Raw genomic sequence first — 14716 nt, 5'->3', positions numbered from 1 at the left:
GCTCAGCCGAGCCGGAACGACAGCGACGCGCGGCAGTGGCCGCCCCCGTTCGGCCAGGGATCCTCGTCGTCCTCCGGCTCCCTGCCGCTCCCGCGCGGCGTGGGGACGGGTGCTGGCCGCTCCTCGCGGGTCGGCGCGGGCGCGGTGAGCTGGGGGTCCACCGTGACGGTGGCGGCGCCGAGCGGCTCGGTCACGGCACGCAGCGCGGCCTCGTCGAGCCTGATCCACGGCTGGCCGCTGCCGAGCGTGGCGGCCAGCTGCCGCACGGACGTGAACCCGACGGCCGTGCGGTCACCGAGAGGGGTGCGGAACAGCCGGGTCGCGCACCCGAAGGGCCCCGGCCGGACGGGGACGTACAGCGGCCCGGCCGGGAACCGATCGGACGGTTCGGGGTCGTCGCCGCACAGAAGTTCTGTCATGGGGTGCCTCCTGGAGGATCGGAGCTGGTGCGAGGTGGTCGCCGCGGTCCGCGGACCGGTCCTGGCGCGGTCCCGGACACGGTGGCCGGGACCTGCCGAGGACGCTATGCCCGCCCGCCCCTGCCGTCGGCCCGCCCCTGACGGGACGTTGACGCGGAAGGCGGTGACCCTGACGGGACGGTGACGGGCCTCCTGACCGGCGGGAGGTCCACCGTCAGAAGTGTGCCAAGAAGCGCCGCGGACCCTGGGCGCAATTCCTGGCGCCGACGTCAGATAGGGGGACAGCCTCGGCCGGAGCCTGCGGCAGGACTCCGCCGGGTGCGCACGATGGACACGAGGAGAGAAAAGCCATGCCCGGACCCGAAGCGGCCCCGACGGCCGCCCGTGTGGTCGTCGGGGTGAGCGGCACCCCCGGCAGCCTCACCGCCCTGTGCCGGGCCGCCACCGAGGCCCGGCAGCGGGGAGCCGAGCTCTGGCCCGTCCTGGCCTGGCAGCAGCCCGGCGGGGACCTGGGCGCCCGACGGGCCACGGACGCGCCCCTCACGCCCGACTCCTGGGAACGTCTCGCCCGGCGTACGCTCGTCGCGACGCTCCGCGAGGTGTTCCCCGAAGGCCCCGGCGTCCCGATGCGCGCCCTGCTGGCCCGGGGCACTCCGGGCCGGGCGCTGGTGGAGACCGCGGACCGGGAGGACGACGTCCTCGTCATCGGCGCCGGGCACCGCGGGCAGCTCCACCGGGCGCTGCACCCCTCGGTCAGTCGCTACTGCCTGGCCCACGCCACCTGCCTCGTCCTCGCGGTGCCACCGTCCCCGCTGGAGGCCGAGCTCGCCGCGGTCCACCGCCGCAATCTGTGGCGACTGCGCCTGGACGCACGGCACTTCAGCAGGGAGATGACACCGACGCCGCCCGTCACCTAGGAGCTGTGCGACGGGGCGCCGCGCCGGCCCACCGGGCCGGGGCAGGTGAACACGTACGGAAAACCGGCGAACACGCACAGAAGTCGGCGCACTGAATCGCTCCGCCGTGGGCACTCTAACGACATGAAGATCCTCTTTCTCTTGGCGCTCGTCGGCATCGCGATCACGCTCTGGTCCATGCGGTCGAGCAAGCGCAAGCAGCAGTGAGCGGCGTGTCTCGGGGGTGTAGGTGGCGCCGCCGTGGGCCGGGGCGTGTCCGCGGGCAGCGCCGGGTGTTCAGGCCGCGGGGCAGTCGAAGCGATCGCCCCACGTCCTGGGGTTGAGCGTCTTCGTCATCGCGCCGCAGACCGCCCGCGCCCGGCCGTCGCCGCTCATCACGAACACCAGCTTGTCGGGGGTGAAGCGGCCGCCGCCCGCCGCGCCGGAGGCGTCGATGCGGCCGGTGGCGCCGTTGAAGCCGCCGCCGCCCAGGCCTTGGTAGAGCACGGACTGCACCTGGTCGGCGCCGAGCCGGTCCTCGTTGCCGCCGAGGGTGGCGCGGGCCTCGTCCACGGCCTCGGACAGATAGCGCAGGGCGTCCCAGGCGAGCACGGGGTGGCCGTCCGCGCGCATGGCCCTGCCCCACCGGTGGCGCCGGTCCACCCGGTCGTAGGCCTCCAGGAACTCCTGGGCCTCGATGGCGGAGCGGCCCGCGGCGCGCCGGAGTTCGGGGGCGCTGCCGTGCGCGATGTAGTACAGGGTGAGGCCGGGGAAGCGGCGCTGCGGGGGCTCGCCCTGGAGCAGGGAGTTGGTGACGTCGTCGCCGCCGAGGACGGTCAGGCGCGGGCACTCGCCGCTCAGGCGGTTCATCTCGTCGAGGAACGCCGTGAACTCGTTCGCCCGCGCCGTCCACACCAGCGCCGTGCGCGGCTCCTTCACGACGGCCCGGCACACCTGCCGGGCGAGGTCGGGGGCGCTGGTGGCGAGCGAGCCGCGGACGGCGTTCGGCACGCGCGGACCGCCGGTGTCGTCCTGCGGGGTGTGCTCCCACACGGTCGTCGGGGTCCGGCCGACGGACTTGAGGAACTCCCTGGCCAGGTCGTTGCTGTACACGTCGGTGGGGTCGGCGACCAGCTCGATCCGCTCGGCCGTGCGCGACCCGTCGGCCACCGTCCTCGCCTGCCGGGTGAAGGCGGCCATGACCTGGGCGAGACGGGCGTTGGTGGGGGCCAGCTGGAAGTAGTAGGGGCGGCCGGTGCGCAGCAGATCCGCTGCGGTGCCGGAGGTGCCCACCATGGGCAGGCCCGCCTTGTTGAGCACCTTGATGGCGTCCAGGGTGCCGGGCCTGCTCTGCCCGAAGCCGACGACGCCCACGACGGCCGGGTCGCGCCGGGCGAGCTGCGCGATCTGCTGGGCCACCTTCTCGGCGTCCTGGAAGCGGTCTCCCGCGTTGGCGGTCAGGACGCGCAGGGGTACGCGGTCGTGACTGGCCCGGGCGAGCTGGTTGATCCGGGCCTGGGCGAGGGCGAGGCCGCGCAGCTCGGGCAGGGTGCCGCCGCGCACCGGGTCCTGGGCTCCCCGGCCGCCGCTGAGCGGGCCGATGTAGACGACCGTGCGGGGCCGGGCGCCGCCGCCCGCGGCCTCCCTGTCCCGGGCGGCCGCGTCGACCTGGCTGTTCTGTGCCTCGATCATCCGCAGGGCGTCGCGCACACCCTGGTCGTCCTTGCTCGTGCCGAAGCCCTTGGCGCCCTCCGCCACGCCCACGCAGGTGCCGTCGGTGCCCAGGAAGGTCTTTCCCGCGCAGTCGTCCCGCTCCGCCCGGTCGAGGGGCCGCCACGCGAAGAGCCCGGCCAGGACGACGAGGACGAGTGCCAGGCTCCCCACCGTGCCCACCACCTCGGCGCCCGGCGAGAAGCGCTGGGCGGGCGGCACGAGCCGGGGCTGGTGCCGCAGCCAGTACGCGGCCCGCTCGTCCGGCGGCTCGTCTTCCGCGGGTGCGGGCACGGTCATCCCGCTCGGCCGCCCCGGCCGCATCCCGCTCTCCACGATCAGGTCGAGCTCGGCGCCCGCGTGGGCCAGGTCGGACGGCTCGATGTCCGGGACGCGCGCGGCGAGCGAGCGGACACCGGCCGCCACCACGAACACCGACGTGGTGCCGAGGTCCGCCGACGCCGTCCGCAGCTCCCGCACGAAGCGCTGGGTGCGCGAGTCCGCCGGACCCAGCTCCTCGAAGAGCACCACGAACCGCGTCGTGCGGCGCCGCCGCCAGGGGTTGAACCGGCGCGCTCGCGCGGCCGCGTCCAGGTCGGCGAGCAGCGCGTGCATCAGGACGCGGTCGACCTGCTCGGGGTCGGGGGCGTCCGGGTCGTCGTGGTCGTGCGGTACGAGGTCGAGTGCGGAGCGGAAGAAGTCCGTGGGCGGGGAGCCGTGCTGCTGCCGGTACCACTGGGCGTACCAGCGGCGGTTGCGGCCGTGGCCGAGGATCCGGCGGGTGGCGCGCAGGCCGAACAGGGCGCAGGGCAGCTGCTGGAAGAGGGGGCCCGAGAAGAAGTTCCACAGCAGCTCGATGAAGCCGGCGCCGCTCGTCTGGTCACCGCCGCCGAGGCGCCACAGCGCGGCGGACAGGGGTGACCACTGGCGGTGGTCGGCGTAGCAGTGGTCGCGCAGGGCGTGGTGGCGCCGCTCCACGGGGCCTTCGAAGCGGGGGGCGCTCAGGACGGCGTGCAGGAGCCGGTACCCGGGCAGCTTCAGGCGTCCCGCGCCGGGCGGCATGGAGTCCGTCAGCTGCTGGGTGATCTGCTCGAACAGCTCCAGGTGCGGCGCGTCGTGGCCGTCCGGGGCCGGGGGGACGCAGGCGTGCGGCGCCAGCATGACGTTGTCGCCGCGCAGCCGCGCCCGCAGTCCCGCCACGATCCGTCGCCCCGCGAAGCCGCCGCCGGGCTCGGTGAGCAGCACGGCGGGAAGGCGGCTGCGGCTGCGCCGCGGCTGCACCACCAGCTTGTCGAACGCGCCGACGAAGCGGTCCATGCCCGCGTACGGTGGAATGCGGTCCATCGATCCCCCACTGACACGCCGCCTGCTGCTGCGGCCCCCGTGTAGCCAGCACGTGTCAATGATAGGTCAACACCCTGATCCAGAGGGGTAGTTGGTGATGACGGGCGCTGCTTGGGCGGCGTGGTGGTGGAGGGGAGATCCGCTCGTTCCTCGTGTGCGCGTCAGGACCTGCGGACCGCCGTCACGTCGAACTCCAGGGTCACCTTCGGGCCGACCATGAGGGTGGTCATGCTGTTCCAGTTCACGCCCCAGGTACGGCGGTCGATGGTGGCGCTGCCCGTGAAGCCGAGCCGGACGCCGCCGTCGGGGGCGGTGGCGGCGTCGGTCAGGGCGATGTCCAGGGTGACCGGGGCGGTCACGTCCCGGATGGTCAGCTCCCCGGCCATCTTGTAGCGGGCGCTGTCGACCTGTCGTACGTGGACCGAGGCGAAGGTGAGGGCCGGGTGGTGGTCCGCGTCCAGGAACTTGTCGCGGAGCAGGTCGTCGCGTTGCTGGTTGCGGGTCCGGATGCTGGCCGCGCCGATCGTGAGCCGGGCGCTCGACCGCTCCGGGCGGTCCCCGTCCAGGAGGGCGCCGCCCTCGAACTCGCCGAACTCCCCGCGCACCCGGGTGGACATCGTGTGCCGGGCGACGAACCGGATCCGGGTGTGCGCGGTGTCGAAGACGTAGTCGCCGGTCAGCTCGCTGAGCTCCGTGATGGTGGGCATGGTGGTCACTCCTGGGCAGGCGAGAGGTGGTTGGTCCCAGGAGTACGACGAGACGGCCGGGCGGAATGTGAGGTCGCGGCCTCGCGCCGGGCGGCGTCCTCAGCACGGCCGGGTGCGGCTGCCCCGGGCGCTCAGCGCGCGGATCGGCCCGATCAGTCCGCGGTAGACCGGCCGTACCACCCGGCCTGGAAGGTAGCGGTGGCGTTCCTCCTGCCAGACCCTCCCCCTCTGGTGCGCAGCGATGGGTGACCACCGGTCGGGGTCCGGCGGCGCGGTGGTGTGGAACTCCATGCGACAGAGGTGCTTGGTGCTGACGAAGCCGTACTGGCTGGGGCTGACGAGGCGCAGCGGAGCACCGTGGTCGCCGTCGAGCGGCCGTCCGTCGAGCCGGTCGGCGATGAGCACGTCCTCGGCCCGTGCGTCCTCAAGCCAGGCGACCGAGCGGTAGCCGTCAAGGCCTTCGAAGACGACGTGGCTGATCGCGGTGTCCGGCGCGAGCAGCGGGACGACGTGGGTGCGGTAGACGGCCTCGAAGGCGACCCCCTCCCACAGCAGGCCGGTCGCCGACCACCCGGCGACGCAGTGGAAGTCGGCTCCCAGCTCGCGCCGCGGCAGTTCGGCGAGGTCGTCCATGGTCAGGGTGACGCCCTTGGCCAGGGCTCCCCCGATCGCGATCGCCGGTTCCGCGGGCACGGGCGGTGGCGGGTGATGGAGGTGCGTACCGAAGCGCGGGAATCCGTCGACGGCACGTTGGCCTGGGGGAAGCGTCATGTCGGTCCTCCACTGAGCGCGTGTCGCGTGATGTCGCCTGAGAGGTGCGGCTGCGCGTACGGATCGCTGGCCACAGTCTTCCCTTCGCGGTCGAGCGCGTCGATGGTGCGGGCGCCAACTCGCCGTGCGGCTTTTCCGGGCGCGGGTGGCGGAGGAGGTGAGGTGTCGAGGCCGGCGCGGGAGGGGACGGGGCGCTTCCGGTGCCGTGGGACTCAGAGGCCCAGGTCCGCGGCGAGGCAGTTGAAGGTCTTCCAGGAGCTTTCGGGGTTGTAGTCGTGCCGGGCCGGGTCGTCCGGTGTCGCGGTCTCCTCCTCGACCATGTCCTCGAAGCGGATGCGCTCGGGCAGCTTGCCGAAGCGCTCCTGCCGGGCGGCGGCGGCACTGTCGATGGCGTTCTGGCCTTCCATGGTCGAATTCCGTTCGGTCACGTCCAGCAGTGTGTGGAGTGACTGTCCCACGCCACCCGTCACCGGTCAAGGGGGTGACTCCTGGAGGGGGCGGGCCTCCGTAAGCGAGCCCCGCCCCACCCCGTGGTTCGGCCCGCACCATAAAGTGGCCGGTCGGCCGTGGCCCAGTGGGCCGCGGGCAGTTGTCCGGATATCTCAGCCAGGAGTTCTTCTTGTCCCCACGTACAGGCATGCCGTCGTACGCCCCCTCCGTCAGGCCGTCCCTCGTGGTGGCCGGTCTCGCCGTCGCGGCCTCGCTGCTGGCCGGGGCTCCGGCCCACGCGGGGGACGGCGGCGGAGCGCGGGCCGCCGCCCCGCTCGCGTCCCCGGTGTCCACTCCCGCGCGGATCGTGGTCACGGAGGGGCAGGTGAAGGAGGCGGGGCCCGGCGGCAGCCTGCTGTACCCGAGCGTCACGAGCTGTCTGACCCTCACGGTCCAGCTGCGCTCGGGCGGTGCGGTGGGCGCGCACGCGAGCCTCTTCCAGGTGCCGGGCGAACTGCGCTCGGATCAGATCCTGGACCGGATCAAGGCGGTGGCGGGCGGGCGCGCGGTGGCCTCCGTGGACGTGCGGGGCGCGGTCGGCGCCTGGCACCCGGGCTACTTCACCAAGGCCATCGAGAGCTACGGCGAGGGCGAGGAGGTGCCCGTGCCCACCGGCCAGGACGCCGCCGGGATCGCGGCCGCCGTGGCGCGGGGGCTCGGCGTACCCACGGACCTGGTGACGGTCACGGACGTACCCGACGGCGACCAGATCGCCGAAGTCCCCCGGATCCGAAGCGGAGAGGCCCCCCGGAGCTGAGGCGGAACCGCCCGTGCCGCGAGATCCTGACCGGCCGTCAGGCCGTCTCCACCGCCTGGCGGTCGGTCAGGGCGCGGGCCTTCGCGTTCTCGATGTGCCGGCGCATCCGCTTCGCCGCCCCCTCCGCGTCCCCCGCCGCCATCGCCTCGTGGACGGCCCGGTGCTCGCGCGCCGGTGACTCGGCCTCGGAGGAGCCCAGTTCCGTGAAGAGCCGGAAGCGCTGGACGTGCCCGCCCAGGGAGCGGTACGCGGCTTCCAGGAACGGGTTGTCGCACTGGGCGGCGATGCGCAGGTGGAAGCGCTCGTCGGCGGCCCAGTAGGAGCGCACCGAGGCCGAACGGGGCGCGTCCGCACAGCGCTTGAGCTCGTCGATGCTCTCCGCCAGCTCCGCCAGGAACTCCGGCGTGGTGCGGCGCGCGGCCTCGTGCACCATCGCGGGCTCCAGGACGAGCCGCGCGTCCATCAGCTTGACCAGCTCGCGCTCGGTGAAGAGCGGAGCGACGCGGTAGCCCTTGAGCGCCTCGCGCCGCACGAGCCCCGTGTGCTCCAGGCGGGCGAGGGCCTCGCGCAGCGGCGTCTGACTGACGTCCAGCTCGCGGGAGAGCGCCCCGATGTTGAGGGGCTGCCCCGGCGACCACAGGCCGTCCATGAACTGCCCGAGCAGCACCTCGTACATCTTGTCGGCCAGGGGTTGCCGGGCGGACGGGCGCGTCGTAGCCATCGTGCCTCCTTCGCTGCCCGACCTTAGCGCAGCTCCTCACCCCTCTTGATCACCGCTGAATCCTATACTATTTTGCTCATCGCTATAGTATAGCCAGTGATCGTGGAGGATCCCGATGCCTGACGACGGCTCGTACGTGCTCGTGACCACGGCGTATCTCCAACCCGGCGACGAAGTCGACCAGTTGCTGCGGAGGGCGGGTCTCCGCACCGTCTTCGCGCGGCCCGACGACCGGCGCGCGACGGGCCGCTCGCTGCGGGCGGCCGTGGCGGACGCGGCCGCCGCGGGGATCGTGGCGGGGACCGACGCGTTCACCGCCGAGGTGCTCGGGGCCTCCCCCGGCCTGCGGGTCGTCGGCCGCTGCGGCGCCGGATACGACAACGTGGACGTGGCCGCGGCCACCCGGTGCGGCATCGCCGTGACCCACACCCCCGGCGTGAACCGGCAGTCGGTCGCGGAGTACGTGCTCGGCCTCCTGGTCGGCTGCGCTCGGGGCATTCCGCGCAGCGTCGCCGACGTACGGGCGGGCGGCTGGTCCCAGCCCAGCGGGCGCGAGCTCGCGGGCGCCACGCTCGGCGTCGTCGGGCTCGGCTCGATCGGCAGGACCGTCGCGCGGCTCGGCCTGGCGCTCGGGATGCGGGTGGTGGGCCACGACCCGCGCCCGGACGCCGGTTTCCTCGCCGGGACGGAGGTCGAGGCCCTGCCGTTGGAGGACGTGCTCGCCACGGCGGACTTCGTCACGCTGCACCTCGCCCTCGACGCCTCGACCCGGCATCTGATCGACGGCGCTGCGCTGCGCCTGATGCGGCCCGGCGCGTACCTCATCAACACCGCGCGGGGCGGCGTCGTCGACGAGGAGGCCCTGGCCGACGCGATCGCATCGGGCCATCTCGCGGGCGCTGCCCTGGATGTGACGGAGCATGAGCCGCTGCCGCCGGGCTCCCGGCTGCGAGCGTTCGACAACGTGCTCGTCACCGGGCACATCGCGGGCGCGACCGTCCAGGCACGGGCCCGCTCGGGCCGCTCGGCGGCGGAGCAGGTGGTCGCGGTGCTGTCCGGGCGCGCACCCGAGCACGTGGTGAACCCGGGGTGGGCCGCGGTGCGGGCGGGGGTGCGGTGATGGGGGTTCCTGGGCGGCCGTCGGGTGGGCCATCGGGTCAGCCATCAGGTCAGCCATCGGTTGGGTCACCGGGTGAGACGCCGGACGGGCCACGGCGGCTCGGCCCGGCAGATCCGGGAGGGCCGGGGTCGCCGCGGCTCGGCCCGGGAGGTGCAGGATCGCCGCGGCTCGGCCCGGCAGGGCCGGGGTCGGCGCGGCCGGGCCCTGGGGCGCTCCGGCTCGGTCCCGGGCCGGGGGCTCCCCTCCTCGCGGCCAATCTCAAGTGGCTCTTCACCGAGCTGCCCTTCGAGCGGCGCTTCGCGGCGGCGGCCGACGCGGGCTTCGCCGGAGTCGAGTACGCGGCGCCCTATCCGTACCCACCGGCGCGGCTGCGCGCGTTACTGCGTGACGCGGGGCTGCGCCAAGTGCTCATCAACTCCCCCGCTGGTGAACCCGGTTCACCCGAGCGGTCCGGGGTCGCCTGTCATCCGGGGCGCGCGGCGGACTTCCGCGCCGGGGTCGAGCGCGGCCTGGAGTACGCCACCGAACTGGGCGCCGGACTCCTGCACGTGCTGGCCGGGATCGTGCCGCCGGACGTGAGCGCGGAGCACGCCTTCGCCACGTACGTCACCAACCTCGGCTGGGCCGCCGAACGCGCGCACGGCACCGGGGTGCGGCTCGTCATCGAGGCGCAGAACGGCCGCGACGCGCCCGGCTACTTCCTGCGCACCCAGGCCCGGGCCGCGGCCGTCGCGCAGGCGGTGGGGCACGACCGGGTGGGGCTGCTGCTCGACCTGTACCACGCGCGGATCACCGAGGGCGATCCGGTCCGCGCGCTCCACACGTATCTGCCGTACGCCCTGCACCTCCAGCTCGCCGACCCGCCCGACCGCACCGAGCCGGGCACCGGCGACATCCGGTGGCCACGCGTCGTCGCCGCCCTGCGCGCGGCCGGATACGAGGGCTGGGTCGGATGCGAGTACGCGCCGGTGGGCGAGACCGCGGCGGGGCTCGGGTGGGTCGCGCAGGTCGCGGCGTCGGCGGAGGTGACCCCGTGAACGGGAGCGGCCGCACGCGTGGCCCCGGCGCACCCGGCGTGCGCATCGCCCTGGTGAGTGCCACCGCGGCGGCCGTCGGGCCCGCCGTCGCCGGGCTCGGCGCCGCGTTCCCGGAGGCCCGGCCGTGGAACCTCCTCGACGACGCGCTGCTCACCGACGCCGAGGCGGCCAGTGGGCTCACCCCGGCGCTCGCCGACCGGATGCGGCGCCTCATCGCGTACGCCGTCGAGGGCGGCGCCCAGGGCGTGTTGCTGACCTGCTCGCTGTACGGGCCGGTCGCGGCCCGCGCGGACGTGGAGGTTCCGGTGCTCGCCGCCGATGCCGCCGCCTTCGCCGCGGCCCTCGGCGGCGGTCACCGCGAGGTGCTCGTCCTCGCCACGTTCGCGGCGGCCCTCGACGACTCCCTCGGCCGCCTGCGCGCGGCCGCGCGCGCCGCCCGCTCCCCCACGCGGATCGTGGGCCGGGTCGTCGCGCCGGGAACCGTGCCGGACCCCGGTGCCGCCGATGCCGTGCTGCTGGCCCAGTACTCCCTGGCTCCGCACGCCGACGCCCTTTCCGAGGCCCTCGGGCTGCCCGTCCACGCGGGGCCGCACGCGGCGGCCCGCGCACTGCGCGCGGCCGTCAGGAACGCCACCGCCGAGAACGCCCCTGCCAAGAACGCCGCCGTGCCGAACGCCGCCGCGGAAGGCGCCGAGGAAAGCCCCGTGGAAGGAGACACGCCGTGCTCGGAGTGATCGCGGACGATGTGACCGGGGCCGGCGACGTCGCCCTGGCCCTGCGCGAGAGCGGGCTGCGCACCGTCCTGTACTTCGGTGTGCCGGGCCCGGACGTGCCGCCGCCCGTCGGCTGCGGAGCCGTGGTCATCGCGCTCAAGAGCCGCATGGCTCCGCCCGCGCAGGCCGTCGCGCGGTCCCTCGCGGCGCTGCGCCGGCTGCGCGCGCACGGGGCCCGGCGGATCTACTTCAAGTTCTGCTCGACCTTCGACTCCACCGCGGACGGGAACATCGGGCCGGTCCTCGACGCGCTCGCCGACGCCCTGGACGTGCCCGTCGTGCTGCTCACGCCCAGCTCGCCGCAGCACGGCCGCACGCAGTACGAGGGTCATCTCTTCGTGCACGGCGTGCCGTTGGCCGAGTCCCCGATGCGCCACCACCCGGTGACGCCGATGACCGACTCGTCCCTGCCCCGGCTGCTGCGCGCCCAGACACAGCGGCCCGTCGGGCTCCTGCGGTGGGGCGCGGTGCGCGCGGGCGCGGCGGCCGTCCGCACGGCCCTCGACGACGCGGCCACGCGCGGGACGCGCTATCTGCTGGCGGACGCGCTCGACGACGAGGACCTGCGCACGCTCGGCCGCGGGGCCGCCGACGCACCGCTGACGGCCGGTGCGGCCGGCCTCGCCGAAGGGCTCGCCGCAGCCGTCCCGGGCGGCGGCGCGGCCCCGTACGAGGAGGCGGACCCGCTGTCCGTCCGGCCCGCGGCCGTGCTCTGCGGAAGCTGCTCGGCCCGCACCCTGGAGCAGCTGGAGGCGCTGCGTGCCGCGGACCGGCCGACGCACCGGCTCGACCCCGTCGCCGAGCCGGATCCGGTGGCCCTGTCTGAGCGGGCCCTGACCTGGTACGACGCGCTGCCGACCGGCTCGTCGCGGGGCGCGCCCGTCTTCCACTCCTCCGTTCCGCCCGGTGAACTGCACGTCATTCAGCGGCAGTTGGGGGCCGACCGGGCCGCCGCCGTCCTGGAGGAGGCCACCGGGCGCGTCGCCGCCGGGCTCGTGGCGCGCGGGGTGCGGCGCGTGGTCGCGGCGGGCGGGGAGACCTCGGGCGCCGTGGTGGCCGCGCTCGGCGTGACCGGCGCCCTGATCGGCAGGGCCGCAGCGCCGGGCGTGCCCTGGATCCACCCCACGTCGGGGCCCCCGATCGCGCTGCTGCTCAAGTCCGGCAACTTCGGCGGCCCCGGCTTCCTCGCCGCCGCGTCGGGGCCGCCTCCGGATCAGCCCCTGCCGCCCCCTCCCCCGCCCGGACGACGTCAAGGAGCCCGCCCGTGACCACCGCCTCCGCCCCCTCCCTCCCCTCCCGCGCGGCCGGGCGCGCGGCCGTCGTCGCCACCGCCCGCGCGCTGGCCGCGCGCGGCCTCGCGCACGGCCGTACCGGCAATGTGTCGCTGCGCACCGGCGACGGCCGGATCCTCGTCACCGCGACCGGCGCCGACCTGGCGGCCCTGGAACCCGACGACCTGTCCCTCGTCGACGCCGAAGGACGCCACCTGGACGGGCCGCCGCCGTCGAAGGAGGCCTTCCTGCACGCCGCCGTGTTGCGCGCCCGGCCCGACGCGCGTGCCGTCGTCCACACGCACTCCCCGCACGCCGCCGCCGTGTCCTGCCTCAACGGCCTCGACGCCGACGACGCGCTGCCGCCGCTCACCGCCTACCACGCGCTGCGCGTCGGACGCCTCGCGCTCGTGCCGTACTTCGCGCCCGGCGACCGTCAGCTCGCGGCCGCGGCCGAGGAACGCGCCCGCACGCACGCGGCGCTGCTGCTGCGCCACCACGGACCCGTCGTGGCGGCTCCAGGGCTCGACGCCGCCCTTGAGGCGGTGGAGGAGCTGGAGCAGACCGCGCGGATCTTCCTGCTGCTCCGCGGCACCGACCACGCCCGGCTCACCGAGGAGCAGCGCACCGCGCTGCGGCCGCGACCGCCGCGCCCGGTCGCCCTGTTCAGCGCGCTCGCCATCAAGAAGGCCCTCGACGACTCCGTCCTGGAGTCCTTCACCCATGCGACCGGCGTCGACGTCGACGGCGTGTACGAGCCGACGAACGTCCTGCTCCGGAAGATCGAGGCGGGCGCGCGCCCCGACGTGCTGGTCGGCGTGACCGGGGCCCTGGCGGAACTGGCCGCCGCCGGGGTGCTCAGCGCCCCCTCGCTGCGGCCCCTGGCCCGGGTCGGCATCGGCGTGGCCGTGCCGCCGGGCGCGCCCGCCGTGGACATCGCCAGCACCGGTGCGCTCGTCCGGGCCCTGACGTCCGCGCGCTCGGTGGCGTACTCCCGCACCGGTGCCAGCGGCGTCGCGTTCGCCGCCCTGCTCGACCGGCTCGGCATCGCGGAGGAGGTCAACTCCCGCGCCACCGTGGTCGAGAAGGGCTTCACGGCGCTCGCGGTGACGGACGGCCGCGCGGATCTGGCGGTGCAGCAGCTGAGCGAGCTGCGCTTCGTGCCGGGGGCGCGCGTGGTCGGGCCGTTCCCCGAGGAGGTCCAGCACTACACCGATCTGTCGGTGGGCCTCGGCGCGCACGCCGCGGGCCGCGCCGGGGCCGCCGCGCTGCTGCGCCATCTCACCTCCGCCGCGGCGCGCGACGCGTACCGGGCGGCCGGTCTGGAAGACCCACGCCGGTGAACGCGATCCTCGCCCTGGTGGCGTTCATCGGGGTCATCATCGTGTGGAACGTGGCGTTCCAACGGAACATCGGCGAGGCCATGGTCCTCGGGTTCCTCGCGAGCGCCGCGTTCGGGGGCGCGGACGCGCCGCGCGTGGCCTGGGACAGCCTGGTCGCGGGCCTGAAGTCGGAGATCACGTTCGCGGCGCTCGCGTTCGTGTTCGTCAGCGAACTGCTCACCCGCACCGGCCTCGTGCAGCGGATGATCGACATCCTCAGCTCGCTGCTCGGCCGCCGCCGGGGCGGCTCCGCGTACGCGGCGACCGTCGCCTCCGGCCTGTTCGGCGCCGTGGCACACAACGGCGCGGCGATCGTCGCCACCGTCGGCTCGCTCGCCATCCCGTGGATGAAGCGCTCGCGGGCCAGCGGGGAGACGGCCGCGCTCGTCCTCTCCGGGAACGCCGGTGTCGGCGCGACCTTCCCCTTCAGCGGCGCGTTCTTCGTGCTGCTCGCCGCGCCGACGGTGCTGCCCGTGCTGTCCTCGTCCGACGTCGTCGGCACGCTGTTCGTCACCGGGGCGTGGATGGTGGCGATGCGCCTGGTCGTCGCGTACGCGATCGTGCGGTGGCGCGGCGTGGGCACCATGGCCGCGCGGGACATCCGGCCGCTGCGCGCCTCGTTCGGGGCGGGCTGGACCTCGCTGCTCGTCCTGGCCGCCGTGGCCGTGCCCGTGCTCCTGACGTCGGGCCCCGTCAGTGACCGGGCGACGGAGCGGCTCGGCGGGCTCGACACCTCGGACGCCGTACCGCTGCTCGTGTGGCTGCCGGTCGTGATGCTGATCGCCGGACTCCTCGTCGAACGCGGGACGCTGCCGCACGGCGGCGCGGCCTGGTGGCGGCTGCTCGGCGAGGTCAGCCCGCAGCTCGGTCTGGTGGGCGTGACCATGGTGTCCGCGTTCGCCGCCTCCGAGGTCCTCGACCGGCTCGGCCTCGGCGCGGAGCTCACCCCGTACCTGGAGGATCTGCGGGACGTGCCTCCGCTGGTGGCCGCCCTGGTCGTGGGCCTGATCCTGGTGATCGTGGCGGGCCCCCTCAACACCACCTCCACGCTCGCGGCCGTCGGCCCCGTCGCCTTCGCCGCGCTCACCGCCTCCGGGATCCCCGCGCACGTGGCCTTCGCCGCGGTCATCGTGTGGGCGTCGTCGGAGGGCTGCTCGCCACCGGGCGCCGCGCCGCTGTACGTGGCCGCGGGCATCGCCGACGTCGACCCCGCCCGGATCTTCCTGCCCGTGGCCCTCTACTACCTCGTGCCGACCTATGTGTTCGGCGTCCTCATCGCGACGGGCGCCCTGTGGATCCCGGGCTGAGCGCCCCTTCGC

14 protein-coding genes are annotated in these 14716 nt (G+C 74.9%); 8 read left to right on the top strand and 6 right to left on the bottom strand.

The features are described 5' to 3' along the window. Positions 1 to 2 precede the first annotated feature (2 nt). Positions 3 to 419: an SAV_915 family protein gene (locus tag AC5WAM_RS39180; RefSeq protein ID WP_495520557.1), complete on the bottom strand. Its 417-nt coding sequence runs from the start codon at positions 417 to 419 to the stop codon at positions 3 to 5. A 350-nt stretch (positions 420 to 769) separates the two neighbouring features. Between AC5WAM_RS39180 and AC5WAM_RS39175 the strand changes: the two genes are divergently transcribed. Continuing rightward, positions 770 to 1336, top strand: a complete 567-nt coding sequence (locus AC5WAM_RS39175) for a universal stress protein (protein WP_495520556.1) — start codon at positions 770 to 772, stop codon at positions 1334 to 1336. A gap of 276 nt (positions 1337 to 1612) precedes the next feature. Here the strand turns inward: AC5WAM_RS39175 and AC5WAM_RS39170 are convergent, their stop codons facing one another. The 4 genes from AC5WAM_RS39170 to AC5WAM_RS39155 form a co-directional block, all read right to left on the bottom strand. Further along, positions 1613 to 4369, bottom strand: coding sequence for an ABC transporter substrate-binding protein (locus AC5WAM_RS39170; protein ID WP_495520555.1), 2757 nt, complete (start codon positions 4367 to 4369; stop codon positions 1613 to 1615). Between the two features lie 161 nt (positions 4370 to 4530). Further along, on the bottom strand, positions 4531 to 5076 hold the full coding sequence (locus tag AC5WAM_RS39165; RefSeq protein WP_495520554.1) for a YceI family protein: 546 nt from the start codon (positions 5074 to 5076) through the stop codon (positions 4531 to 4533). A gap of 99 nt (positions 5077 to 5175) precedes the next feature. After that, positions 5176 to 5847: a molybdopterin-dependent oxidoreductase gene (locus AC5WAM_RS39160; protein WP_495520553.1), complete on the bottom strand. Its 672-nt coding sequence runs from the start codon at positions 5845 to 5847 to the stop codon at positions 5176 to 5178. Between the two features lie 212 nt (positions 5848 to 6059). After that, positions 6060 to 6275 carry a hypothetical protein gene (locus tag AC5WAM_RS39155; protein ID WP_495520552.1) on the bottom strand — a complete coding sequence of 72 codons (216 nt, stop codon included), beginning with the start codon at positions 6273 to 6275 and terminating at the stop codon, positions 6060 to 6062. 191 nt (positions 6276 to 6466) lie between these two features. Here AC5WAM_RS39155 and AC5WAM_RS39150 point away from each other — a divergent pair, with 191 nt between their 5' ends. Next, positions 6467 to 7093, top strand: a complete 627-nt coding sequence (locus tag AC5WAM_RS39150) for a hypothetical protein (protein ID WP_495520551.1) — start codon at positions 6467 to 6469, stop codon at positions 7091 to 7093. Positions 7094 to 7130: 37 nt separating this feature from the next. On the opposite strand, the gene AC5WAM_RS39145 is transcribed toward AC5WAM_RS39150, so the two are convergent. Then, positions 7131 to 7814 carry a GntR family transcriptional regulator gene (locus AC5WAM_RS39145; RefSeq protein WP_366793931.1) on the bottom strand — a complete coding sequence of 228 codons (684 nt, stop codon included), beginning with the start codon at positions 7812 to 7814 and terminating at the stop codon, positions 7131 to 7133. A 115-nt stretch (positions 7815 to 7929) separates the two neighbouring features. On the opposite strand from AC5WAM_RS39145, the gene AC5WAM_RS39140 reads away from it, so the two are divergent. From AC5WAM_RS39140 to AC5WAM_RS39115, 6 genes are read left to right on the top strand one after another with little or no spacing between them, the layout of a single operon-like run. After that, complete coding sequence (locus tag AC5WAM_RS39140) at positions 7930 to 8934, top strand: phosphoglycerate dehydrogenase (protein ID WP_495520550.1); 1005 nt, start codon at positions 7930 to 7932, stop codon at positions 8932 to 8934. After that, a complete protein-coding gene (locus tag AC5WAM_RS39135; RefSeq protein WP_495520549.1) occupies positions 8934 to 9971 on the top strand; it encodes a hydroxypyruvate isomerase family protein in 1038 nt (345 codons plus the stop codon). Before AC5WAM_RS39140 ends, AC5WAM_RS39135 begins: the two co-directional genes overlap by 1 nt. Further along, complete coding sequence (locus tag AC5WAM_RS39130) at positions 9968 to 10705, top strand: hypothetical protein (protein WP_495520548.1); 738 nt, start codon at positions 9968 to 9970, stop codon at positions 10703 to 10705. Before AC5WAM_RS39135 ends, AC5WAM_RS39130 begins: the two co-directional genes overlap by 4 nt. Then, entirely contained in the window at positions 10693 to 12012 is a 1320-nt protein-coding gene (otnK, locus tag AC5WAM_RS39125; RefSeq protein ID WP_495520547.1) for a 3-oxo-tetronate kinase, read from the top strand. The genes AC5WAM_RS39130 and otnK overlap by 13 nt, the downstream gene beginning before the upstream one ends. Next, on the top strand, positions 12009 to 13358 hold the full coding sequence (locus AC5WAM_RS39120) for a class II aldolase/adducin family protein (RefSeq protein ID WP_495520546.1): 1350 nt from the start codon (positions 12009 to 12011) through the stop codon (positions 13356 to 13358). The genes otnK and AC5WAM_RS39120 overlap by 4 nt, the downstream gene beginning before the upstream one ends. Then, positions 13355 to 14704, top strand: a complete 1350-nt coding sequence (locus AC5WAM_RS39115; RefSeq protein ID WP_495520545.1) for a TRAP transporter large permease subunit — start codon at positions 13355 to 13357, stop codon at positions 14702 to 14704. The genes AC5WAM_RS39120 and AC5WAM_RS39115 overlap by 4 nt, the downstream gene beginning before the upstream one ends. The last annotated feature ends 12 nt before the right edge of the window (positions 14705 to 14716 follow it).

The organism is Streptomyces sp. JLYT201, from assembly GCF_059448825.1.
Note: the sequence above shows the minus strand (reverse complement) of the source record. Positions and strands in the feature narration are given on the sequence as shown.